Here is a 25941-nt window from a genome sequence, read left to right as displayed (position 1 = left end):
GTACGTTTAGTGGTTGATTTCATGACTCTCTCCAATTTGTTGCTGGAAAAGTGTCAACCTTATTTAGGACGGGTCAGGAGCCACATTAAAGGCGATGCTGAAAAGTATCGCCTTTTTTCTTACCTGAAATTTACAGAGCAACGGACTATGCTTTTAATAAAAAACGCGTTTGTCCCTGGTTCAAGTCCAGGTTGAGGAGCAACATTAAAGGCGATGCTGAAAAGTATCGCCTTTTTTCTTACCTGAAATTTACACAGCAACGGACTGTGCTCTTATTAAAAAACGCGTTTGTCCCTGGTTCAAGTCCAGGTTGAGGAGCCACATTAAAACCACGTTTTTAACTAAACGTGGTTTTTTTCGTCTAAAATTTTCAATTAAAGCTTATTAGTTATCTTCCTTAGAAAATTGAATCTGCCATTAACCTGACAACCATAAACACTTTATCGATCCCCTTTTAACGTTATTTGTCATTAATTTTGATGTTTAAAACCATCTAACTGTTCTATTATTAACTATTCACATTCAAGTAAACTGTTCACTATTCAAAAATTGTTTAAAAAGCTTTAAACATGGAGTTTTTATGAAGCGTCTACTCGCAACGGTACTTTTATCAACATTTGCTGTTACCTCTTCGGCAATTGATTTATTCAACTGGCAAGCCACTAAATCAGGGAGTCAAACAACGGCTCAATTGATGGGCAATCAAGCTTACCAAAATGCTCAGAACTTTTCGGTGAACAGTGCATTATTAAAAAATCACAAGGTCAATGATGTTATTACCGTCAACCTTGCTGCAGATGAAAGTTATCAAGCGAAAATTACTCACATAAAGCGTAAAAAGAATGGCATTGTTCATATCATCGCTAAAATAAATCATCATCATGAAACAACACCTGTTATTTTAACCTTAGGTGAAAACCAATTCTTTTTTAGAATTGTTACCGACAATCAGGTTTATGTAGCGCAAGGAAATAATAACCAAGGTAAATTATTAAACGAACGATGGCTTTACAAAGCGAATGGTAACCATATTAATGATGTGAAGATTCCTCAAGAAAGTGCTCGCTTCTCGCAAAAATCAACGCATAAAGCTGCACAACAACTGGCTTTAAGTCATCAAGAGAATCAAGATTCAATCACTTCCTCTACTTTGCCAGCTGTCGCCAAACTTTCAACGACTAGTGCTGCAATTAACAATGATGACATAGCAACGGTTAACGTATTATTTGTTTATAGTTTATCAGCAGAAACGCTATACGGTGGTGATGTAACCACCCGTTTAAATCATCTTGTTGAAGTCACTAATCAGATTTACCTCGATAGCGAAGTTAACATGCAAATTGCCATTGCTGATACCTTAGCTGTTGATTATCCTGATGAAATATTATCGGAACAAGCCTTAGACGATATTACTTATCAGAGTCACGAAGCTTTCACTAATATTGAAAACATCCGGTTTGAAGCTGGAGCTGACATGGTTGCGTTATTACGTCCTAATATGCCCGAAGACACTGTTTGTGGTATTGCTTGGGGCAATAGCGCAGTAAATAATTCTATCGGTTTTATGTATAGCCATACCAGTATCGATTGTTCTGATTACGTCAATGCCCATGAAATGGGACATAATATGGGACTTGCTCATTCTCTTGCTCAGGGAGATGAAGGTTATAGTTTTCCGTTTGCTAGAGGATATCGAGTAGAAGATTTAGACAACGGCTTTTCAACCGTCATGGCTTATAGCACCGCAACTGCAGGTAAAGTCTATAAATTTTCTAACCCAAATATCCTTTGTACAGAAATAGCGTGTGGTATTGATAAAGAAGACACAGAAAACGGCGCTGATGCTAGTTACGCACTCAATCAATTGCGTTTTCAATTAGCTAATATGATGGATACAGAAACCGACCTAACGCTTGCTTCTGAAGCAATAAATAATATCGAAAACGCCGGTTTAAAAAATTGCTTAGAAAATCAAATTAATAATTACAATATTACGTATGCGGGCCAAGTTAGAGATTTATTTTGTAGCTATCGAAACATCAGCTCTTTAGCTGGTTTGGAAAAATTTAACGGTTTAACATCGGTTTACTTGAATGGGAATAATTTAACCGATATTTCCGCGTTATCATCACTAACAAAAATATCAACCTTAAGTTTATCTAATAATAATATTACGCAATTAAATTCACTAGACTCGCTACTTTATTTAAATAATTTAACGGTAACCAACAATCAACTCACTAGCCTTAACGGTTTAGAAAATTTAAGCTTCCTCACCTATTTAGATGCAACAGATAATCAAATTGATGATATTACCGCGCTTAGTAATCATTTAGCCTTAGAAACCTTGTTATTAGATAATAATAACGTTACAAATATACTTAATTTACCAGCACTAGAAAATATAACTTGGTTATCACTGAATAATAATCAGATCAGTGAGTTACCTTCACTATCTAAACTAACCAAACTCAATAAAATTTATATTGCCGATAATCAACTATCAAATTTCAGTGGTTTAAAAGCGTTGAAAGAAATTCAGTTTTTAGACGTTGAAAACAACATGATTTCAGATTTAACACCGCTTAACTCATTTAGAAATTTACAATCATTAACTATTAGTAATAATCCAATCGCGGATTTAGAACCAATTGTTAATTTATATAGTTTAACAACGTTAAATGCGACCAATACAGATATTACCGAGCTCAGCGCCCTATTTAATTTGCATAATACCTGGAGCCAAATCCGCTTATTCGGCAGCGATAATCTATATTGCTGGCAAGTTAATTATGTTGAAAAATTCTTTCAATTTGAAAATTATCAACAACCCAGCGCTTGTGATACCAGTGATGAAAACCAAGACTTTGATACAGATGGCGTAACTAACAGCCAAGAAATTAGCAACAATACCAACCCACTTTATAACAGTGAATATGCCGGAGAGGTAAGCTTTCAAATTGAGCAACTGAGCCTAAATGAAACAGAGCAAACGATCACCCTTAAAGTGATCCGCTCTTTAGGGGATAAGGGAGAAATAAACGTTACGGTGCGAACAGCAGATCAAACGGCTACTGCCAATCAAGATTATAAGGCGATTGAGCAAACACTGACCTTTAACGATAAACAAGTATTTCAAACGTTTACCCTCAATATCCTTGCAGATCAGTCATATGAAGCAAATGAAAGTTTTATCGTTGAACTAGTTAATCCCGTTTCTGCTAATTTAGGTGATAAAAACACATTAAACGTAACCCTACAAGATAATGGCGGTACAGCATTAAGTTGGCAAGTAAGTACGAATGAAGTTAATGAAAATTCAACTAGCTTAACCTTAACTGTCACGCGTCCCGATGATTCACTTGGTGTAATGTCAGTTGATATAATTTCTCTAGATGACACGGCCATTAATGGTACAGATTATCTATTTAATCCCCAAACCATTACTTTTCTTAATGGTGAATATAGCAAAGACATATCCATAGATATTATTGATAATGAGCTATACCAAGGCGATAAAGTTTTTTCGTTAATAATGACTAACCCTAGCAATGCCTATATCGAAGAAAATACCGAAACTGCCACGATAATCATTAAAGAAGATGAAACACCTGCTAGAGGTGAAATTACTTTTGACAGCAACGCTGTATCTTTTAATGAAGATGACGGAGAAGTAACCATCAAAGTTCTTCGTATAAATGGCAGTTATGGTCAATTAAATGTCAATTATCAGGTAACCAATGACACTGCCACACAAGCTAGCGATTTTGATTTATCAAACGGTACCCTAACCTTCCTGGCTGATGAAGTAGAAAAAACCATTAGTTTTTCAATCATTGATGATACTAACGATGAGTCAAATGAAACCTTTACCATCGCTCTTTCTACCGATGATATCAGTACCTTAGGTGAAATCGCACAAGTTACAGTAAGTATCGTCGATAATGATGAAGCGGTTGTCATTCCTCCCACTCCAACCCCTGATAATAATTCTGGAGGAAGCGGCGGAGGTGGAGGTTCTATATCATGGATTTTAGTGATGTTACTTTGCCGGTTATTAGGGCGTGTTGAGCTTTCGCGCTGATTTTTGCAACAGTTTGTTTGGTGTTTATACAAAGCATTGCGAATGATATGTGGTTATTCCACCTCAATGAGCAAAAATGTAGTAGAAATGACAAACAAACGTTGCCCGAAGGGTTCAATTAAAAGCCATTTTTTATTCGTTGTTCGCTATTTACATGGAACTACTATGCTACTTAACTCACGCCTTGAATAAATGTCTTTTATATTGAACAAAATTTTACCTCGAAAGTTCAACACGCCCTAATTAATGAAAAAATTAGCTCACTGATTTAATTTTTTAAATTGTAAAAAAACGCCAATCAACTGATTGGCGTTTTTTGATCCTTTTTTACAAAAAGTTAATCTCTTAAATGCTATAGAACCTATAGTACTGGAAGATAGCTTACTTCATCATCGCATCACGAAGTGCTTTAAATTCTGTACCTTGATGCCAGTTAGGCCATTGTTCAGTGTTTGCCAATAAATAACCGGTTTCAAAAAACACTTGCAATTCATCTGCTAATCCAGCCCAACCCCATTGTTCATTATATTCATCACAGGTTTGGTGATAACATTTGGCAACTTCAGCTTTCACGCGTTTACCTATTTGTTTTTCAGTTTCATTCAGCCAAATAGATCCGCCACCTGCGCTTAAAGCCGGCACGCCTTTTTTGGCTAAGCTAAAGTGATCTGAACGATAGTAGTAACCACGTTCTGGGGTTTGCTCTGCTGTTAACGTTCTATTTTGACGTTTTGCTGCTTTTGCTAAATAATCTTCTAATTGCGACTTGCCAAAACCAACAACCGTTAGGTCTTTTTTCTTACCGGTAATATCTAAACTATCCATATTCACTAAACCGACAATTTTAGATAACTCGATCGTTGGATGATTAGCAAAATATATTGAACCTAATCGGCCTTGCTCTTCTGCTGTTACCGCCGCAAAAGTAATTGAACGTTTTGGCGCTTTATTTAAGGCTTTGTATGCTTTAGCGATATGAATCAAGCCAGCTGTACCTGTGGCATTATCGTGTGCACCATTAAATATATGCTTTTTGCCATCAATCATAGTACTGCCTAAATGGTCCCAATGTCCCATATAAAGCACGTGCTCATCCGGGTTTTCAATGCCAGGTATGGTGGCTAAAACATTATTTGAAGTTGATTGCTCGAAATCATTATTAATTGAAACACTCGCGGTTAACGAAAGTGGTATAGCTTTAAATGATTTAGACAAGGCTTGCTCTTTCGCTTGCATAAAGTCTTTGCCAGCTTTTGCAAAAAGTGCTTTAGCTTTATCAACACTGATCCACATCTCTACATCAACGATTGCTTCATTAACTTCTTTTGCTGGTAAATGATATTGTGCCCCTGTCCAACTACTTTCAATCACATTCCAGCCATAACTTGCTGGTTTAGTTTCATGAACAATAATGGCACCTGCCGCCCCTTGTCTTGCTGCTTCTTCATATTTATACGTCCAGCGACCGTAATAAGTCATCGTGTTGCCTTCAAATAACGAACTATCCTGCGTAGCAAAACCAGGATCATTAACTAAAACAACGACTGTTTTTCCTTTAACGTCAATATCTTGATAATCATTCCAGTTATATTCAGGCGCATTAATACCGTAACCGACGAATACCAGTTCAGAATCTTTTAATTCAATGGATTTTTCAGTTTTTCTTGAACTGGCTACATAGTTTTTTGGAAATTCGAAATCAAGATCAGCAATAGATAAATGTTTAACAGGCGTACTAGTAATACTTACCATAGGTACAGCTTGAGTATAACTGTCTCCATTTCCAGGTTGTAAACCTAAAGATTTAAAAGCATTAATTAATAAGTCTGTTGTAAGTTTTTCACCCACACCTGAAGGTTCACGACCTTCAAACTTATCAGAAGAAAGTGTTTTAATATCAGATTTAATCGCTTGAATATCAAAAGAATTATAAGCTTTATCAAAATTATCATTTGCAGAAACTGTAAAGCTTGTTGCAATAGCAATTACGGACAAAAATTTTATATTGTTAAGTAGTTTCAACATTATACCCTTATTTGTTAAAAGTATTTAAAAATTAGAATGACAAGATATCGCTTCTTTAACAGCAACACTAGTCATTTATAGAATTAATATAATGAGAGAGTAAATCGAAGTTTACAGCTTTACTTTATGTTGTTTTAAATTAATTGGGTTTATTCATTTGAGGTTTATTTAGCTCGGGCTTCACTTGCAGTTTAGAAGGGTCTATTAATATTAAGGTGCCTTTATTCGGTAATTTTTTATTCACAAAAGGGTTAGTTTGGTTTTTCTTAAAGCCTTTCGTTAAATAAACAGCCCAATATTCAACATGTGGTGACTCCCATTTTCTTACAAACGCAACGCCTAATTCATCTTGCTCGCGATAAAAGTCAATTTCACCTAATAAGTGTTGTCTATGACCAAAAGAATTTTTAAAACCGTCCCAAACATCTTCTGCATCACTATAACCGCCAGCAATAGCTTCCACTTGGTTACTCATCGCTCCGCCATAATAATCTGGTAATTGATAGTTAACATCCCGTAAGTTTTGATTAGGGCTACCATCTAAGTTATGCATCACTAAACCATGTTTAACCATCAATTGAGCTTTTTCTGTCGCAACTTTAGTCAGTAATTTATTACAACGAATATCAGTTCGTTGTTGGTAATCATCGTTAATAATCATTTCTGCCAGTAATCTCGCTTGCTCATTGTTTCCGCAATCTTCGTATTTATTATTAGCCAACGCTAGCGTACTCAATATTGAACTTAGGGAAGTGAGTAAGGTGATACTGAATATATTCAATTGAATTCCTTTTGTTTTTATTTGGGTGATCATTTGGTTAGATCGTTTTAGTTTTAATGTTAGTTTTAGCTCAATTTAACCTGCCAATACCCCACATCAAGCCATTGATCAAATTTATAACCAACCTCCCGAAAGTGCGCTACCTTCTCCATACCAAACTTTTCATGTATTGCGACGCTCGCTTCATTGGGTAAAGTAATACCACCAATCAGTATTTTTATTTGAGTTAACTTGAGTTGTTCAAATAATGATTGATACAAAAGGCTGCCAATTCCCTTTCCTTGCGAATCACTTGATAAGTAAACCGAAACTTCACTAGCATAGCGATACGCTGAACGATCACGCCATGGGGCTGAATATGCATAGCCAACAATTTGAGAATCAAACTCAGCCACTAACCAAATATGATCAGCCTTTTTTATTTTCTCAATACGCGCTTGTATATCGTTTGCCGACACCAATTGTTCTTCAAAGGTAATCACGGTTTTTTCGATATAATAGTTATAAATATTAGCTATTTGCTGAGCATCACTTAGCTCAACTTCTCTTATTATTGTTTCAACCATAAATTTTATGTGTCTCAGAGAATTGTTAGGTGAGTAATTTGTTATCAATTTTTCAATAACTTAATGAAAATAACGGCAATTTAATTTTTTGGCAAGAAAAATATCAATGACATAAGTCAAGTGATGCTCATTAACTTAAATTTAGAATTTATCATGAACATCGTCGTTCCTTGTCACCCATGCCACCACGACATTGCCTATAAGGATGTAGGTACTTAGGTTTTGTCTGGAACTAAAAACCTGACCGTTGATGTACAGGATGTACGAATGCCTTGAAAGACAGGACGTCGGTAAAGGCCGTACTGAACATCGTCGTTCCTTGCCATCCATGGCACCACGACATACCGTTCGTCCTGAACATAAAAAAGGCTATGTATCACTACATAGCCTTTTTAAATTTCAGAACTAAATTATCAAGCGTTTTTTACAAAAGGCTTGATAAAATCGTGTTGAACGTTTCGCTTGGACGCATTGCTTTCTCAGCTAAAGCCGTATCAGCAAAATAGTAGCCATTAATATCCATTGCAGGACCTTGCGCAGAGTTTAACTCGTCAACGATTTTTGCTTCTTGTTTAGTTAATGCTTGAGCAACAGCAGTAAATGAAGCTTTCAATTCTTCATCAGTTGTTTGTTCTGCTAATGCTTGAGCCCAATACATACCTAAGTAAAAATGAGAGCCACGGTTATCTAATTCACCAACACGACGTGAAGGTGACTTGTTTTCATCTAAGAATTTACCCGTTGCGGCATCTAAGGTATCGGCAAGTACTTGTGCTTTAGCATTACCTGTTGTAACTGCAACATGCTCTAGTGACGCTGCTAATGCTAAAAATTCCCCTAAAGAATCCCAACGTAAGTGGTTTTCTTTATTGAACTGTTGAACATGCTTAGGCGCTGAACCACCGGCACCCGTTTCAAATAACCCACCGCCATTCATTAATGGAACGATTGATAACATTTTCGCTGAGGTACCTAATTCTAAAATTGGGAATAAGTCAGTTAAATAATCACGTAAAACGTTACCTGTTACAGATATAGTATCTTCACCTTTAGCACAACGTGCTAATGTAAATTCACATGCTTGAACTGGCGCTAAAATTTGTATATCTAAACCAGTTGTGTCGTGATCTGCTAAATAAGTGTTAACTTTCTTGATCATTTCAGCATCATGGCCACGATTTTCGTCTAACCAAAATACTGCAGGCATACCACTAGCTTTTGCACGAGTAACGGCTAATTTAACCCAATCTTGGATAGGCGCATCTTTCGCCTGACACATTCTGAAAATATCACCTTGAGCAACATTTTGTTCGATTAATGTTTCACCACTTTCCGTAACAACACGAACGATACCATTAGCTGTCATAGTGAATGTTTTATCGTGTGAACCGTACTCTTCAGCTTTTTGAGCCATTAAACCAACGTTTGGTACTGTACCCATAGTGGTTGGATTGAATGCACCATTTTCACGACAAAAATCAACAACAGCAGAGAAAACACCCGCGTAGTTACGATCTGGGATCATAAATTTGGTATCTTTTTGCTTGCCGTCTGGTCCCCACATTTGACCAGAAGCACGAAGCGCTGCCGGCATAGAAGCATCAATGATAACATCGCTAGGTACGTGTAAGTTAGTAATTCCATTGTCTGAATCAACCATCGCCATTTCAGGACGAGTGTTGTAAACAGCCGCTAAATCAGCTTCAATTTCTGCTTTTTTATCTGCTGGTAAACGAGCGATTTTCGCGTAAACATCACCAATACCGTTATTAGCATCAACACCTAATTGCTCAAATGTCGCTGCATGCTTTTCAAAAACATCTTTATAGAAAACTTTAACACAGTGACCAAACATAATTGGATCAGACACTTTCATCATTGTCGCTTTTAAATGCAATGATAATAAAACGTCTTCTTCTTTTGCTTTGTTAATTTCAGTTTCGAAAAACTCAACTAAAGCAGCTTTACTCATCACAGAAGCATCAATGACTTCTTTATCGAGTAACGGTAAGCTTGATTTTAATAAGGTAACATCACCATTGTCTGCAACAAATTCAATGTTTACATTTTTAGCACCGTCAATAGTTACTGATTTTTCACTACCGTAAAAATCACCTGATGACATATGCGCCACATGTGATTTTGAGTCTTTAGACCAAGCGCCCATAGAATGAGGATTATTACGAGCATACTGTTTGACTGAACCTGGAGCTCGACGGTCAGAATTACCTTCACGTAATACAGGGTTAACGGCTGAACCTAATACTTTGGCATACGTTAACTTGATTGACTCTTCTGCCTCATTTTGTGGCTCTGCAGGATAATCAGGTAATGCATAACCTTTATCTTGCAATTCTTTAATAACCGCTTGTAACTGAGGAATTGACGCAGAAATATTAGGTAATTTGATAATATTTGCTTCAGGCGTTTTCGCTAATTCACCTAATTCACTTAAAGCATCACCAATTTGTTGCTCTGGCGTTAAATATTTAGGAAAATTAGCAATAATACGGCCAGCTAAAGAAATATCGCGTGTATCAACATCGATACCTGAAGACGCTGTAAATGCTTGGATAATGGGTAATAATGAATAAGTCGCCAGTGCTGGCGCTTCATCTGTGATGGTATAAATAATTTTAGATGATTCTGTGGACATTTTTCTTCCTACTATGTTCTGCGAGCGAGCGACAAAGTGAATATTCATTCAACATAAATAGGTTGATATCCACCTTATCAAAAATTTATTTAGCGCGCGCATAGTATAGGAAAACATGCCATATTAAAATAGCTTGGTAAGAACGATTAGTAATAAAACGGAGTAAAAAAGCGTGGTAGAAAAAAGAAATGGGCTGAATAAAAGAGCAAAATCAAGCCATGCAAAAAAGGTCAGACCAGTAGTTCAGGATAGAAAAATAGTTTTGCTTAACAAGCCATTTAATGTGCTAAGTCAATTTACAGATGACGATGTAACCAATAAAAACCCTCGAAAAACCTTAAAAGACTATGTCCCCATTAAAAACATTTATGCAGCAGGTCGTCTTGATAGAGACAGTGAAGGTCTACTTTTACTCACCAATGATGGTAAGTTACAACATAAGTTAGCGAACCCTGCTCAGAAAACTGAAAAAACTTATTGGGTACAGGTTGAAGGTGAGCCACAAGAAGCCGACCTTAATTTATTACGAAAAGGCGTCGAATTAAAAGATGGTATGACAAAACCAGCAAAAGTAACGGTAATGGAGCAACCTAATGTTTGGCCACGTAACCCTCCTATTCGAGAAAGAGCAAATATCCCCACGACTTGGTTAGCAATTTCCATCACGGAAGGAAGAAATAGACAAGTTCGACGTATGACAGCCAATATTGGTTTCCCTACTCTTAGGTTAATTCGTTATAGCATAGGGAAATATACCATAGCAGATATCGCAAATGGTGAGTACAAATTACTCGATATTGAGCATACAAAATGAGCCACATAACACAACAACATGGAAGTTAACAATTCAAACCAAATACTACCGTAGCCGCAGTGATAGTGTGTCAAAATAAGTTTTTACTTGTGGAAGAACTCGAAAACAATCAGCAAGTATTTAATCAACCAGCAGGACATTTAGAAGCAAATGAAAACTTAATTGATGCGGTAAAACGGGAAATTCATGAAGAAACCGGGCTTTTAATTGAACCTCAATATTGTAGCGGCATTTATTATTTTCATCGACCGGATATTTCCCTGTATTTTTTACGTTTTTGTTTTGTTATTGAAGTTGATGAATTGCTAGAAACCTCGCCACATGACGATGAGATAATAACCACTCATTGGCTAACATTAGACGAAATAAAATCTCAAACAAAGCAATTACGTAGCCCAATGGTTTTAAAGTGCATTGAGGATTATTTATCCGGTCAAAAAGTGAATTTAGCGGTTTTTAAAACGAATCTTTAACGTTTATCGGGTTTAAAAAGTTCATACCAATCACCTTTTAAAATGTCACTTTCATTGAGAGAATCTCATGTTAGGTACTATGACCCAGTAATTGCCCGTGCTATAATTTCGCGCCATTTTCTTTAGGCGTTTGTAAAATAACGTAAACATTAGGTAAAACGAGTAATCAATGTCTATTAGTGAGCCATTAAACGAAAAACGTCCACAAGATACCAAAGTCATTGTTGGTATGTCTGGTGGTGTTGACTCTTCTGTATCTGCACACCTGCTAATTGAACAAGGCTATCAAGTTGAAGGCTTGTTCATGAAAAACTGGGAAGAAGATGATACCGATGAATACTGTGCTGCGGCTGATGACTTAAAAGACGCTCAACAAGTGTGTGAAAAACTTGGTATTAAACTTCATACCATTAATTTTGCAACAGAATATTGGGACAATGTTTTTGAATACTTTTTAGCCGAATATAAAGCAGGCCGTACACCTAATCCTGATATTATGTGTAATAAAGAAATTAAATTTAAAGCCTTCTTAGAGTTTGCTTGTGAAGATTTAGGTGCCGACTACATAGCTACAGGTCATTATGTACAACGCAAATTTATCGTAGATGAACAAGGCAATGGCCAATGGGCAATGTTACGTGGTTTAGACAGTAATAAAGATCAAAGTTACTTTTTATATACCTTAAGCGATAAACAAGTTGGCCGAACATTATTTCCGGTTGGTAATATCGAAAAGCCTGAAGTACGAGCTATCGCCGAAAAAGCGGATTTAGTTACCGCTAATAAAAAAGACAGTACTGGGATTTGTTTTATTGGTGAAAGAAAGTTTAAAGACTTTCTCGGCCAATATTTACCAGCCCAACCTGGAAAAATTGAATCAGCTGAGGGTGAAATCATCGGCGAGCATGACGGCTTGATGTATCACACCTTAGGCCAACGTAAAGGGCTTCGTATTGGCGGTTTAGCAAACGCCGGTGAAGAGCCTTGGTACGTAGTTGAAAAAGACTTACTAAGAAACGTGTTAATTGTTGGTCAAGGTCATAATCACCCTCGCCTATTTTCAAAAGGTTTAATAGGCAACCAACTGCATTTAGTGAACCGTAAGCCTTTAATTAATCCAATTAAATGTACAGTGAAAACCCGATATCGACAAGATGACGTTTCTTGTACCTTATCACCACTCAGTGAAGAAGACGGTACTTACCAAGTTATGTTTGATGAGCAACAAAGCTCGGTAACACCAGGTCAGTCTGTGGTATTTTATCAAGATAATATTTGCTTAGGCGGTGGTATTATCAATTCTCTTATTCGTTAAGCGCATGGGTTAAGGTTAGTTATATTTTATGCAAGCATTTGAAGAACAAACAATAACACTCGCAGCAGTTTGCCAAGTTGCATTGTTAGTACAAAAACTTTCCAGACAGGGACAAAGCCTCGATGAAGAATTTGTAACTTTGTTAAACAGTATTATGATCACTTCTCCCGACAGTACTTTAGAGGTTTACGGGGGAGATATCAGTCATTTAGCATTAGGGTTAAAAACTTTAGTGTCGCACTTAGGCAACCAGTCTAAGCAAAAAGATCCGGAAATTACTCGCTATGTGGTTAGCTTATTAAGTTTAGAGCGTCGATTAAGTAAAAAGCCGAAACAGCTTGCCCAATTAAGTAACAGAATAGAGCAATGTCAACGACAATTAGCTCACTATGATATTGATAGTGATACACTAATTTCAAGTTTAGCTAGTATTTACAGTGATCTCATTAGCCCAATAGGTACGCCTATTCAAGTAGCCGGCAATCCAGAAATTTTAAAGCAACCCGTCAATCAACATAAAATTAGAGCCTTATTACTTGCCGGTATTCGCTCATCAGTATTATGGCGACAAGTGGGTGGCAAACGCAGAGCTATTTTATTCTCACGTTCAAAAATTGTTGAATGTGCAGAGCAATTATTAAAACGTATATAAATATTAATCATGTTAACAACGCTTTACTTTTCAAGTGAATAAATAAAGCCAGTTAACGAAATTAGGAAATATTATGGAACTTTCAGCATTAAGTGCTATTTCACCAGTAGATGGTCGTTATGGCAGTAAAGTAAAATCATTACGCCCTATTTTTAGTGAATTTGGTTTGATTAAATATCGCGTAACGGTTGAAGTACGTTGGTTACAAAAGTTAGCGGCAACATCAGAAATTAACGAAGTTCCAGCTTTTAGTGCTGATGCAACTGCGGCATTAAACGCCATTGTTGATAATTTTAGTGAAGAAGATGCCTTACGCATAAAAACGATTGAAGCCACTACCAATCACGATGTAAAAGCGGTTGAATATTTCTTAAAAGAGCAAGTTGCCGATAACGCAGAATTAAATGCTGTCACTGAATTTATTCATTTTGCTTGTACTTCAGAAGATATCAATAACCTATCTCATGGTTTAATGTTGTCTGAATGTCGTGAACAAGTATTATTGCCAGTCATCGATGACATTCTTGCTGAAATAAAAGCGCTAGCAATTGAATATAAATCAATTCCAATGATGTGCCGTACTCACGGTCAACCTGCTTCACCTAGTACTATGGGTAAAGAATTTGCCAACGTGTATGTGCGCTTAAAGCGTCAACGTGAGCAAATTGCTAATGTTGAGTTTTTAGGAAAAATTAATGGTGCGGTAGGTAACTACAATGCGCACCTTTCAGCTTATCCTGAAGTTGATTGGCATACTTTTTCTAATGAATTTGTCACCTCATTAAACTTAACTTGGAATGCTTTCACCACTCAAATTGAACCACATGATTATATCGCTGAATTATTTGATGCGGTTGCACGTTTCAATACGATTTTAATCGATTTTGATCGTGACATTTGGGGTTACATTGCCATTGGTCATTTCAAACAAAAAACAATTGCTGGTGAAATTGGTTCTTCAACGATGCCACATAAAGTTAATCCAATTGATTTTGAAAACTCTGAAGGTAACTTAGGCATTGCAAACGCTTTATTTGCTCACCTTGCGCAAAAGTTACCGGTTTCTCGCTGGCAACGTGACTTAACGGACTCTACGGTTTTACGTAACTTAGGTGTAGGTTTCGCGCATTCTTTAATTGCCTACGGTGCAACATTGAAAGGGATCAGCAAACTGCAAGTCAATGAAGAAAACTTATTGGCCGAATTAGACAGTAATTGGGAAGTATTAGCAGAGCCTGTACAAACTGTGATGCGTCGTTACGGTATTGAAAAACCCTATGAGAAATTAAAAGAGCTTACTCGTGGTAAGCGAGTGAACGGCGATTCTATGCGTGCTTTTATCGATAATTTAGATATGCCAGAAGCAGCAAAAGCCTCTTTAAGAGAAATGACACCTGCTAGCTATATTGGCCGTGCGGTTTCTTTTATTAATGAATTAGACTAGTAAGCATTTTACAGTAAGCTTAGATAAGCCAATTTAAAAAGGAACCCGTTGGTTCCTTTTTGTTTTTTAATGATTAACGCATTTATGATCAAGAGTTAACACGTATGGAAAGTATTCAATGGGGTGATTTAACACCTGAGACATTTTTAAAAGAATATTGGCAAAAAAAACCTTTGCTCATCAAACAAGCTATGCCAAATTTTCAAGGAACCATCGAAGCTGATGAACTTGCCGGCTTAGCGATGGAGCAAGAGATTGAATCACGCATTATCGCGCAAAATCCTGATAATACTTGGCATGTAGAACACGGGCCTTTTGACGATTTTGCCAAGTTCGGTGAAAACAACTGGACGCTACTCGTTCAAGCCGTGAATAACTGGTCGCGGGATACAGATCAGTTGATCTCTTTATTTACCTTTATTCCTCGTTGGCGTATTGACGATGTGATGGTGAGCTTTTCTACACCCAATGGAGGGGTTGGCGCACATTTAGACCAATACGATGTCTTCATTCTTCAAGGTGAGGGGAAACGCCGTTGGCAAGTTGGCGCACCTGACAGCACTTTAGAAACGTTAATTCCTCATCCTGATTTAAAGCAAGTGAGTGAATTTACGCCAATGATTGATGAAATAACAGAGCCAGGTGATCTGCTATATATACCACCAAATCACCCACATAATGGGGTATCAATTGAAAACTCTGTTAACTATTCCATTGGATTTCAAGCACCGAGTAATCAAGACTTGTGGTCAGCATTTGCCGATAAGCTTATTGATGAAACATTAGGTGAGCAGCGTTTTTCTGACGCAGACAGAGACGTCACTGACAGTCCATATCAATTAAAAGCAAAAGATATGAATCAAATAAAAAGCTTTATGCTAAGTCAATTGAGTGATGAGCCGCTTTTTTCACAATTTATCAGTCAATATTTAACTCAAAGTCATCATACCCTTGAATTATTGATCCCGATGGAGGCTTTTACTACCGAACAAGTGATGGGCTTTTTAGAAGATGATGAAATTCAGTTTGCGCCGGTTTCAGGCATCAAAGCCTTGGTGTGCTCTACCCCGACAAGCAGTTTAGTTATCAATGGTGACTCATTTGAATTATCAGATGAAACAAGCGAATTAGGCGTTTATCTGGCTGGATCTCAGGCCATGACAACAAAAAAAGCAAAAAGTTTCACCAGTTGTTTGAAAAACGTTCAATTGTTAACTAGTGTGTTAAATAAGGGTTATTGGTATATAGAATAAAATAATGTCATTTAGTATTGGAAGAGTTCAGTGGGAGAATGCTGCTCCCCTGCTTAAAAACGTTAGAGAAAAAGTATTTGTTTGCGAACGTCGGATCCCTAAAAGGATAGAGTTCGATAAAAAAGATCGCTATGCGTTTCATTTGTTAGTTTGTGATGATGTAACGCAAGAGCCAATTGGTACTGGTCGAATATTAGCAACAGGAGAGATTTCTCGTATTGCTGTGTTAAAACCATATAGAAAAAGTAACGTTGACCATAGCATTATGCAAAGTTTGCTTGCGATTGCAAAAGACTTAAGCTTAGACGAAGTCTTTATTTATAGTCCGCTTGAAAAAGTAGAGTATTTTAGACGATTCAATTTTATAAGTGCTGGTGCCGTTTTTATGGAAGCGGGAATGCCTAGGCAGCGAATGCAATGCTCACTTGATTCGATTAAAAGTGCAAAATACTACCTTAGCCATTAACACTGTATTAATTATGCTGTTTTGGCTATAGGTAGCATATATTTAACGCTCACCAGTGATACTATTTTTACCAAATTTCATCTTTAATAAAGATATTATATAAATTTTCTGCTCTGCTAATGAGTATATTGGCAAATTCTTGTTGCTCCTTAGCACCTGTCTGTAATAATTGATCCGCTTGCATCTGCCATTTATAAGAAAAATGACGTACGGCTTCTCTGGCATCTTTTGCTGCCGATGTTTCAATATAATCAGTCGGTAAATCACCTGCTATAACCCAAACACTGGATTTATCAATTAAATTCAGTTTCCAAACTGAAAACAGTGGAATAATATATCTACTATCTGCGTCAGACACACTGACAGTAACTAAACCTTTATCGGCTAAAAACTTTGTGGCAACTTGGTATTTATCTTTTAACCATTGTTGTTTTTCTTCATCGGTTAGTTGAGGAAGTGAACTCATACTGCTTTACCTTTACTACTTTATTGTCTGGGCATGAGGATATATAAAGATTTATTCTTAAGCAAGCTATCGTTAAATTAGCCTTTCAACAACCATGGACTTGTGTACAATTTTCGCGACAAAATATCACAAGTTAAACCGCTATTAATTTCTTACCTAGACTAGCTATACCGTATTCTTAGTGGTAATGTGCGCAGCAAGAATTATTACAACATTGGTTTCAAAGAGACCCATTTCGCACACGAGGATCAGGTAGTGGCATTTTTCGATTTAGTAGATTTTGATGATCATGAACAAGTGGTATTTTGTAGTGATAAAGCAACTGGCTTAAAAGCAATTATTGCGGTGCATAACACAGCATTGGGGCCAGGCGCTGGCGGTTGTCGTTTTTGGGATTATGATAATGATGAACAAGCACTAACCGATGTTTTAAGATTATCAAAAGGAATGACTTATAAAAATGCAATGGCGGGTTTAAAACTCGGCGGTGGTAAAGCCGTCATCATTGGTAACCCAAAGCAACTTAAATCAACAGAACTATTTGAAGCTTTTGGTCGTGCGGTGAATAATATTGGTGGTCGATATTACACCGCAGAAGACGTCAATATCACCACCAGTGATATGGCGATTGTGAATAGCCAAACTGACTTTGTAGCAGGATTAGATGGGAAAAGTGGTAACCCTGCACCATTTACCGCATTAGGTACATTTTTAGGGATTAAAGCAGCCGTTAAATTTAAACTGGGTAAAGAGGGCTTATCAGGATTAAAAGTTGCTGTGCAAGGCTTAGGTAGTGTTGGCTATGACTTATGTGCAAAACTCCATGCAGCAGGCGCAAGCTTAGTTGTTACAGATATTAATCAAACCGCTTTAGATAAAGCAGCTAGCGAATTTGGAGCGACAATCGTATCTTTAGATGACATATATCATCAAGACGTTGATGTATTCTCTCCGTGCGCGTTAGGTGCTTCTGTTAACGATGAAACCATTAATGTATTTAAAGCTTCTATCATTGCCGGCTGTGCAAATAACCAATTAGCTGCGGCTAAACATGATCAATTATTAAAAGATAAAGGCATATTATACGCGCCTGATTATGTGATCAATGCGGGGGGCATTATCAACGTAGCCTTAGAAATTTACCCAGAACCTTATTGTGAAGTTGAAGCGACCAAGTTAGTTGAAAATATCTACCAAACCTTAATGAATGTATTTGAAAAAGCAGCTAATGAAAATAAGCCTACGGGTATCGTAGCTGATGAAATGGCACGTGAAATTATCGCACGCGGTAAACTTGCTTAACCCTTAAGTAAACTCAGCACTAATCACATTAAGTGTAAGAATTAGATTAACGAAATAAGTTCATGATTACAGTTAAAAACCGATCTATAGATCGGTTTTTTGTTTTATCTTTTATAAATTATGTTCGTTGGCTTTTTCAATAATCAATTTCAATGAATTCAGCATTAAACTAAACAAGCGTTGCCAATAAAACTTCGACTGGATGTCGGGTTTTTATATCCGCTAAGCGTTTCACTTGCGAACGACAAGAATAACCAGTAACAACCACTTGCTCTGCATTAATATCCGCTAGTTTTGGCTGCCAGCTCAACTCAAATAAGCCTTTAGAATTATCTAAATTCACTTGTTCATGACCATAAGTGCCAGCCATACCACAGCAGCCAACTTGCATTTTATTTAACGTTAAACCAAAATATTTAAAAATACTTACCCACTCTTGTTCACTGCCAGCTAATGCTGTTTTTTCGGTACAATGAGCAAATAATTTATATTCAGTATTATTTTCAAGCAACTTTTGATTAATTGTTAATTTATTATGATCGATCATCGAAATAAGCCATTCATGGGCCAGTGATACCGTAAAGTCACCACGTTTCTCCCCTAAGATTTGCTTATACTCATCGCGATAACATAACGTTAAAGAAGCATCCATACCGATCATCGGGATCGCTAAGTCATGTAATTGATTTAGAAAATCTGCAGTATTTTTTGCAGTTTTGGCAAAACGCGTTAAAAAACCTTTCACGTGTTGTGGTTTACCATTAGGTTTAAATGGAACTAAAACAGGCTTAAAGTCTAACTTAGCAATAAGTTGCATCAGTTTCTCAACCACGTCAGCATCATAAAATGAGGTGAACGGGTCTTGTACAATAAAAACATACGGCGCTTTTTGTTCTGTTGAAAAGCTTTTAAACCGTGCTAAATCGAAACGCTCAAAACCATTTCTTTCATTTCGAATCTTTAACGTTGGTACCGATAATAATGGTGTATCAACATAACCTATCGTCGCTTTTGAAAAGCTTTCGTATAACTTATTGTCTAACACTAAGTTAACAAATTTGGGTGCTTTCGCCATCAACGGTGCCAGTTGTTCAACATTTGCCACTAAGTGATCTTTTAATGGACGAAAATATCGAGAATGATAAACATTTAAAAAACGTGCTCTAAAATCTGGGACATCTACTTTGATTGGACATTGGCTTGCACAGGCTTTACACGCTAAACAACCAGACATAGCATCCATCACTTCATGAGAAAAATCTTGTTGATTTGCCCTGCCAAGCCTATTTTTCACTTTATCGAGTAATTGCTTAACCGACCAGCCATGGATATTTTTTTCCAGCGATAAAATATCCACACCTTTGTTTTCTAATAAACGTAACCACTCGCGCATTAAACCAGCACGTCCTTTGGGTGAATGACGACGGTCGCGTGTAATTTTACTTGAGGGGCACATAGGGCTATTGGCATCATAGTTATAACATAAACCGTTACCATTACATTCCATCGCCGATTTGAATGAGTCTTTAACCTCAATAGGAATTTGTCGATCAAAAGTACCGCGTTTAACAGCATCTACTGACACCAGTTGCTCTGTCGAGTCGATTGGCGTACAAATTTTGCCAGGGTTCATTTTATTAAGCGGATCAAAAGCTGTTTTTATCTTTCTTAATTCATTAAAAAGTTCTTCACCGAAAAATTCAGGGCTATATTCACTACGGTATCCTTTACCGTGTTCACCCCACATTAACCCCCCATATTTAGCGGTTAAAGCAACGACCTTATCAGAGATCTCACGCATGATAATTTCTTGTTCAGGATCACACATATCAAGTGCTGGACGCACATGTAACACCCCTGCATCAACATGACCGAACATCCCGTAATGTAACTGATAACTGTCTAATAATTCACGAAACTCAGCGATAAAGTCCGCTAAATTCTCAGGTGGCACCGCAGTATCTTCGGCAAACGCTAACGGTTTTTGACTACCTTGGGTATTACCTAATAACCCGACCGCTTTTTTACGCATCGCATATAGTTTAGAGATGCTAGCAAGATCAGAGGTGACTTGATAACCAATAACTCCCGTTTCATTAGCAATATCTTTATCAAGTTGCGCGGTTAATACTGAAATTTCACCGGCTAACGCTTCAGGACTTTCACCGTTATATTCAACAATATTTATCCCGTCCATCACTTTATCTTCGACATCAGTAATTAACTCACTGACTGAGTGCCAAACAATATCTTGTTTAGCTAAATTTAAGACTTTCGAGTCGATGGTTTCAACAGAAGTAGCATTCGCAGCAACTAAAGTCGGAGAATGACGAAGCGCAGAATCAAAGCTGTCATATTTAATATTAATTAACGTTTTCGCTTTAGAAATGGGTGTTAAATTTAATTTTGCTTCGCAGACAAATGCTAACGAACCTTCAGAGCCAGTGATCAAACGCGACAAATCAATAGTTTGTAAATCTTCACTAATAACATGTTCAAGATCGTAGCCGGTTAAAAAACGGTTTAAACGTGGAAATTTAGCTAAAATCTTCTGTCGTTTATCAACACTTGTGGCAAGTACTTGTTTAATGATTTTCCCTAATGTAGTGTCTTCTTTTGCCAATTCAGCGGCGTCAGCAACTAACATAGGTGAGGTAGATAAGGCTTCTCCATTGGCTAATACCGACGTTAAACCGAGCACATGATCAGATGTTTTACCGTAAACTAAAGAGCCCTGACCTGAGGCATCTGTGTTGATCATGCCGCCTATTGTTGCTCTATTACTGGTTGATAAATCGGGGGAAAAGAAAAAACCATAAGGCCTTAAAAAATCATTTAATTGATCTTTTACCACACCCGCTTCAACTTTAACCCAGTTTTCTTCAACATTAATTTCTAAAATGCGGTTCATATATTTTGATAAATCAACAATAATACCCGGCGTTAAACTTTGTCCGTTGGTTCCCGTACCACCACCACGAGCACTAAATTTAATTGCTTGAAATTTATCTTGGCTGGCAAGCTCAGTAATGATTTGAATATCACTTTGACTGCGCGGATGTAATACTAATTGCGGTAATTGTTGATAAATACTGTTATCGGTTGCCACAGCTAAACGTGCGCCATAACTGGTACTAATATCACCAGTAAAATTAAGCAATGATAGGGTTTTAGCGTAATCTTGATATAACGGAGCAACAAGCTCTTGAGGATCTAACCGAGGTAACATAACAGCTTTAATACTTGCAGAGAGAAAAGTAGACAAAGTATATCATGGTCATTTTAAGATTTGACAGACAGATATCAAAAACCTTAAGAACTTTTTCAACTATTATTTATATAATTTTGCTCTGCGTAACTGTTCACGAATAATCTGAATAAGATCATGAACGTATGAGCATCACTTTTCGTAAACATCAATGATGCTGCAAGGCGCTACGCGTAAGCGTAATAGTGTGTGCCAATAACTGACTATCTCCGATGCTCCCATGACCAGGCACAATATATTTTATATCCGGATAGTTATGTTGTAATTTTTTGATTGAAATAGGCCATTGCGCTATATCAGCTTCTCCTGTATATCCAAGTGTTTTACTGTTCAAGCTTTTTACTAAACAACCACCATAAAGTATTTTTAATTTCGGCAGCCATACCACGATATTGTCAATAGAATGACCTGCGCCAGGGTAAAAAGCCCTTAATGCCCCATTCATTAATAACGAACCTTGCTGTTCAAGTATTTGATGATTCAAAACATGCTCAGCAGTTTCCTTATCCTTCGCTTTTAAAATATTATTTGTTAAAGCCGATGCATAAGTAGGAATATTATGCTGTTTTAGCAAGGCTATGCCTGCGGTTCTATCTTCATGAGAATGGGTAGAAATACTGCCAAGTAATTGATAATTATTATTGTCAATCCAAGCAAGAAGAAGCTCTGTATCTTTTTCAGACCAAGGGGTATCAATAATAAAAGCGTGATTATTTTCAATGACAATCAAGCCATTAGAACTCACGATACCAAATCCTTGTACTTCGCTATAAGATTTATGTAAAAACACGCCTTGTTCAATTTGTTTAATTGCTATGGGCGGTAACTTATCATCAGCAGATAAATTCAAAGATAATATTAAAATAAAAACTGGAAATAGAAACTTCATCATCGCTTACAACGTATAGTTTAGTACATATGAATGATCACCATTTTCTTGGATAATTTCTAACGACCCTGAAATATTACTTAGTTCCCCTTCACCCGAACCAGCTAAAATAGTTACAGTTAACGACTGTGACGTTTTATCCATCGCACCACTGTGTACCAATGTAAACGCGCCTGTTTTACCGTTTAGTTGCCCAGTAACTTCTTCAATAGCGTAATAAACTGCTGTACCAGATGATGTTCTTTTACTGATCATTTGACCACTACCTGTACCAGTGAAATCACCTGTATAAGTTTTATCAATTAACATTCTTCCTGCGGAGATTTCATCATTTTGTGGCGATAAGTTAATGTCAAATTGTCCTTTTGCTATCATTATTACTCTCTTTGTCTCTTGTAAAGTATCTACTGCTTGCTTGAAATTTGATGGATTGTATAAATTTGGTTCAGTCACTGATTGTTTGGCAAACACTTGATTTGCCAATAAACCGAAAATGGATAAATAAATTAAGTGATTGAATTTATTTATCTGTTTTATCTTTATCTGACAGACAATTTTTTTGCATTTTTGAGCCAAATGCCACACCTAAGGCTATACCAATAGCTAAACCAACCCCTATATTTCCCATAGCAGTGCCAATTGCCACACCAACGCCAACCCCAAGCGCGATTCCAGCTCCCATATTTGACTCCTTGTTATTTTTTTGAGTAAAAGTATTTTCTTGTTTTGATTTATCTGTATTTTTGTTATCCATATAAGGCCTCTTGAATAAAGCTGATATTGAAGATAATAACTAACTTTTTAATGACAGTTAAACTGATTTTTCATAGGCTAAGGCTAACCATTTAATCACTTCGTCGTCTAAATCTGCCACATCATTTAATAAGATTCTATGAGTACACATAGTACCAAAAGGCCCAGAGCTTGCTAATCGCCCTTGAATTTCAATATCTTTAAGCTTTAAACCCAAATCCATTCTTGTTTTAGTAGCAGGCTTTATTAAAGCAAATTGGTTTTTACGAATAAGACTAACACTGGTCTTTTTCGGCGTGATAACAACATCATCACCAAAGCTAGCAACAATAGCAATAAGCTTTTCATAAAGAGGAATTAATGCTTCTTTCCCTCGATATTGCTCGCGAACGAGATCTTGTTCTGACGAGTCATCCTGTCTCCACAACGTCACTATCGTATTGGCAAAGCCATGGGTTACGCCATGTTCAGACTTTAAAAACTTGACGGCAACACCATGTTTATCGAAATTTTCTTTGGCTAATATTTCAAGCCACTCTTCAAGTGGTTTACCGGTTTTTTCAGGCATATTTTTGATCATAGTTTCTAGTGCTTTATCCATTATGTCACCTCAATTTTTATTGTAAGAACTGCTGCTCTTCGTTAATAACGCAAGCTTCTACTTCTTCAGGACGGTTGTTTCTATCAATAAGCCAGCACTCGTCATATATTGAACAGTAACAAAGTTCAATATTAATTAATTTATCCGCTTCTGCCAGTTTATCGGCATCTTTACCTTTATATGACACGGGTGTGATACTTTTTTGCGGCGATAATGTGCGGTTACTTAAGTGGGATTGTCTTACGCCTTGAAAGGATTCTAACTCTTTCCAAGTTTTTAAATAATTTTTACCATCGAACACTTTTGCATACTTAATTAACGCCGGTCCCGTACCATTATTATGAACGCCATAACTAAACGCATTCACATTGTAACTTCTAAATATTTCTAAACGAGGCCAAACAGAAGCTCTTGCATATTCTCTATCGACGTAAGCTGAATAGATAGACGTAAAGGCGGTAACCAAACCAATGACCAAAGCCGATAACGCCACGATCATTTCTGGATTTTTATACCAAGGGAGGTTTGCCATGTTGATAAGACTCCTTACTTTGTAACTAGCGAAAACTCATTAAACTAACAAGCTATTAACAATAGTGCTAGCTTAAGTGACAAAGATAAAAAAGCAAATGGTGGAGTAAAAAGAATGTTGAAATATAATGGATTGGTTTTAAATAAAGGCATAATTGCGCAAAGGTTAACCCTTTACGCAATCAATAATGGACATTGAGTTATTACAATAAAAACGATTAGTTTATAGAAAATAAGTTAATGAATATGAATATGAATATGAATATTAATTAAATTCCCTACTAATCCCAATCATCAAAGTAATCCTCTTCTAACTTTCTTAGGCGTTTAGCTTCTTGCAACTGTTCAATTTTCTTTTTAGCCAAGAAGTTACGTTTATGATTTTGACGAGAGTTTTTTACTTCATTTGAACCCGTACTCAATTCAAAGTCAGCAATGTTATTATCTAACTCCGGATAATCATCATCACAGTTAAAATTTAGATCGTCTGAGGAATCCATTTCATATTGAGTTTCAATTGCCATGTTATTCACCAAAAAAGTTAATCTTGTTAAAATCGGATAATCTATTTTTTTTAAAGGTAAGAAAAGTAAAATATTTTTTAGTTTACGATAAAAATATTTTACTTAAATCAGGCATAGCTTTTGCGTGGAGTATGTGTGATGTTTTTACAAACAGTTCATGATAAAAAAACCATCAATCCATACCAATTTGAGGCGTCATAATGGCTGGCGCTTCAGGATCGTCCTTTCTTAATAAATTTTTAATTTCAATAATGCGTTGTTCATTTTCATTTTCTTTATGAAAAGCACTAAAAACTTCACGTTCAAACACCGGTAATTTAGGGATTTCGAATAAGGTGCCTTGTTCGATAAAAGGCCTTGCTAACATATCTGGTAGATAGGCACTACCACCACATTGCAGCATTAAATCAAGGGCGATACGTGCAGTGCTTGTTCTTATCGCAGGAATAGAAATACCAATCACTTCTTTCGCATGCCAGTTAATAAAACTTGTGCCCCAATCTATCATGATATAACGCTCGACTTCTGAGCCATGTTCAATCTCATGTTCAAAGGTAGTGACAGGGATTAATTTAAACATGTGCAAAGATTCAATTTTTAACTCTTCAACTTTTGGAGGATCAAATAAAATCGCAACATCTACAGTTCGTTCCAATAACTGCCTGGTTAATTGCTCGCGTGATAAAATCTCTGCAACTAAACTGATATGAGGTTGATAGTTATAAATTTTTGAAATGGCATCATGAATATATACATCCCATGTGTTTGGGGTGCCAGCAATAGAAATTTGTGCGACTTGATCAGCCGCTAACGCAACGTCTTGTTTTGCCATCCGCAAGGTATTGAGCATATTTTCCGCATGAGGTACTAATCGTTCGCCAGCCGGGGTTAATTGAATGTTATTTCTCGCGCGATGAAATAAAGGAACACCAAAATACCTTTCTAGCTGTCTAACTCTCGTGCTAACGGCAGCTTGAGTAAGATATAAATTTTCCGCTGCCTTGCCAAAATGTCGGCAATCTTTTACTTCTAAAAAGGTTTTTATTAACTCAACATCCATTACGTTATCTCTTATCGA

Annotated in this window: 23 protein-coding genes; 10 read left to right on the top strand and 13 right to left on the bottom strand. The window is 36.7% G+C overall.

The features are described from left to right. On the top strand, window positions 1–195 hold a 195-nt coding region (locus Q4493_RS14125; RefSeq protein ID WP_303453854.1), incomplete at its 5' end, for a hypothetical protein. Window positions 196–580: 385 nt separating this feature from the next. Next, window positions 581–4084 (top strand): Calx-beta domain-containing protein, encoded by a 3504-nt coding sequence (locus Q4493_RS14120; protein WP_303453852.1) that lies wholly within the window; start codon window positions 581–583, stop codon window positions 4082–4084. Window positions 4085–4465: 381 nt separating this feature from the next. On the opposite strand, the gene Q4493_RS14115 is transcribed toward Q4493_RS14120, so the two are convergent. The 4 genes from Q4493_RS14115 to Q4493_RS14100 all read right to left on the bottom strand — a co-directional run bounded on the left by Q4493_RS14115 (window position 4466) and on the right by Q4493_RS14100 (window position 10112). Next, the gene (locus tag Q4493_RS14115; RefSeq protein ID WP_303453850.1) at window positions 4466–6109 is read right to left on the bottom strand and encodes a M28 family metallopeptidase; all 1644 of its coding nucleotides are present in this window, start codon (window positions 6107–6109) and stop codon (window positions 4466–4468) included. A gap of 139 nt (window positions 6110–6248) precedes the next feature. Then, the gene (locus Q4493_RS14110) at window positions 6249–6890 is read right to left on the bottom strand and encodes a CAP domain-containing protein (RefSeq protein WP_303453847.1); all 642 of its coding nucleotides are present in this window, start codon (window positions 6888–6890) and stop codon (window positions 6249–6251) included. 65 nt (window positions 6891–6955) lie between these two features. Beyond that, window positions 6956–7456, bottom strand: coding sequence for a GNAT family N-acetyltransferase (locus tag Q4493_RS14105; RefSeq protein ID WP_303453844.1), 501 nt, complete (start codon window positions 7454–7456; stop codon window positions 6956–6958). A 424-nt stretch (window positions 7457–7880) separates the two neighbouring features. Further along, window positions 7881–10112, bottom strand: a complete 2232-nt coding sequence (locus tag Q4493_RS14100) for an NADP-dependent isocitrate dehydrogenase (RefSeq protein ID WP_303453842.1) — start codon at window positions 10110–10112, stop codon at window positions 7881–7883. 172 nt (window positions 10113–10284) lie between these two features. On the opposite strand from Q4493_RS14100, the gene Q4493_RS14095 reads away from it, so the two are divergent. The 7 genes from Q4493_RS14095 to Q4493_RS14065 all read left to right on the top strand — a co-directional run bounded on the left by Q4493_RS14095 (window position 10285) and on the right by Q4493_RS14065 (window position 16529). Then, window positions 10285–10926: a pseudouridine synthase gene (locus tag Q4493_RS14095; protein ID WP_303453840.1), complete on the top strand. Its 642-nt coding sequence runs from the start codon at window positions 10285–10287 to the stop codon at window positions 10924–10926. 59 nt (window positions 10927–10985) lie between these two features. After that, window positions 10986–11399, top strand: a complete 414-nt coding sequence (locus tag Q4493_RS14090; protein WP_303453838.1) for an NUDIX hydrolase — start codon at window positions 10986–10988, stop codon at window positions 11397–11399. Window positions 11400–11568: 169 nt separating this feature from the next. Next, window positions 11569–12714: a tRNA 2-thiouridine(34) synthase MnmA gene (gene mnmA / locus Q4493_RS14085; protein ID WP_303453836.1), complete on the top strand. Its 1146-nt coding sequence runs from the start codon at window positions 11569–11571 to the stop codon at window positions 12712–12714. Between the two features lie 28 nt (window positions 12715–12742). Next, window positions 12743–13366, top strand: coding sequence for a high frequency lysogenization protein HflD (gene hflD, locus Q4493_RS14080; RefSeq protein WP_303453833.1), 624 nt, complete (start codon window positions 12743–12745; stop codon window positions 13364–13366). A 73-nt stretch (window positions 13367–13439) separates the two neighbouring features. Beyond that, entirely contained in the window at window positions 13440–14810 is a 1371-nt protein-coding gene (gene purB / locus Q4493_RS14075; RefSeq protein ID WP_303453831.1) for an adenylosuccinate lyase, read from the top strand. Window positions 14811–14914: 104 nt separating this feature from the next. Next, window positions 14915–16063, top strand: a complete 1149-nt coding sequence (locus Q4493_RS14070; RefSeq protein ID WP_303453829.1) for a cupin domain-containing protein — start codon at window positions 14915–14917, stop codon at window positions 16061–16063. A 4-nt stretch (window positions 16064–16067) separates the two neighbouring features. Continuing rightward, the gene (locus tag Q4493_RS14065; RefSeq protein ID WP_303453825.1) at window positions 16068–16529 is read left to right on the top strand and encodes a GNAT family N-acetyltransferase; all 462 of its coding nucleotides are present in this window, start codon (window positions 16068–16070) and stop codon (window positions 16527–16529) included. Between the two features lie 67 nt (window positions 16530–16596). Here Q4493_RS14065 and Q4493_RS14060 read toward each other — a convergent pair whose 3' ends face one another. Then, entirely contained in the window at window positions 16597–16995 is a 399-nt protein-coding gene (locus tag Q4493_RS14060; protein WP_303453823.1) for a DUF4826 family protein, read from the bottom strand. Window positions 16996–17250: 255 nt separating this feature from the next. On the opposite strand from Q4493_RS14060, the gene Q4493_RS14055 reads away from it, so the two are divergent. Beyond that, window positions 17251–18297, top strand: a complete 1047-nt coding sequence (locus Q4493_RS14055; protein WP_303453821.1) for a Glu/Leu/Phe/Val dehydrogenase — start codon at window positions 17251–17253, stop codon at window positions 18295–18297. A 169-nt stretch (window positions 18298–18466) separates the two neighbouring features. Here Q4493_RS14055 and Q4493_RS14050 read toward each other — a convergent pair whose 3' ends face one another. The 8 genes from Q4493_RS14050 to Q4493_RS14015 form a co-directional block, all read right to left on the bottom strand. Further along, on the bottom strand, window positions 18467–21526 hold the full coding sequence (locus tag Q4493_RS14050; protein WP_303453865.1) for an FAD-binding and (Fe-S)-binding domain-containing protein: 3060 nt from the start codon (window positions 21524–21526) through the stop codon (window positions 18467–18469). Window positions 21527–21713: 187 nt separating this feature from the next. Further along, window positions 21714–22457: a subclass B1 metallo-beta-lactamase gene (gene bla / locus Q4493_RS14045; RefSeq protein WP_303453819.1), complete on the bottom strand. Its 744-nt coding sequence runs from the start codon at window positions 22455–22457 to the stop codon at window positions 21714–21716. A 3-nt stretch (window positions 22458–22460) separates the two neighbouring features. Then, entirely contained in the window at window positions 22461–22829 is a 369-nt protein-coding gene (locus tag Q4493_RS14040) for a DUF3224 domain-containing protein (protein ID WP_303453817.1), read from the bottom strand. Window positions 22830–22974: 145 nt separating this feature from the next. Then, complete coding sequence (locus Q4493_RS14035) at window positions 22975–23208, bottom strand: hypothetical protein (protein ID WP_303453815.1); 234 nt, start codon at window positions 23206–23208, stop codon at window positions 22975–22977. 57 nt (window positions 23209–23265) lie between these two features. Then, window positions 23266–23808, bottom strand: a complete 543-nt coding sequence (locus Q4493_RS14030) for a DUF4287 domain-containing protein (RefSeq protein WP_303453813.1) — start codon at window positions 23806–23808, stop codon at window positions 23266–23268. Between the two features lie 16 nt (window positions 23809–23824). After that, window positions 23825–24340, bottom strand: coding sequence for a hypothetical protein (locus tag Q4493_RS14025; RefSeq protein WP_303453811.1), 516 nt, complete (start codon window positions 24338–24340; stop codon window positions 23825–23827). 280 nt (window positions 24341–24620) lie between these two features. Continuing rightward, on the bottom strand, window positions 24621–24863 hold the full coding sequence (locus Q4493_RS14020) for a hypothetical protein (protein ID WP_303453808.1): 243 nt from the start codon (window positions 24861–24863) through the stop codon (window positions 24621–24623). Between the two features lie 172 nt (window positions 24864–25035). Beyond that, window positions 25036–25923, bottom strand: coding sequence for a LysR family transcriptional regulator (locus Q4493_RS14015; protein ID WP_303453805.1), 888 nt, complete (start codon window positions 25921–25923; stop codon window positions 25036–25038). Between the last annotated feature and the right edge of the window lie 18 nt (window positions 25924–25941).

The organism is Colwellia sp. 1_MG-2023 (genome assembly GCF_030546755.1).
Lineage (GTDB): Bacteria > Pseudomonadota > Gammaproteobacteria > Enterobacterales > Alteromonadaceae > Thalassotalea_H.
This window is presented reverse-complemented; position numbering and strand designations above follow the sequence as displayed.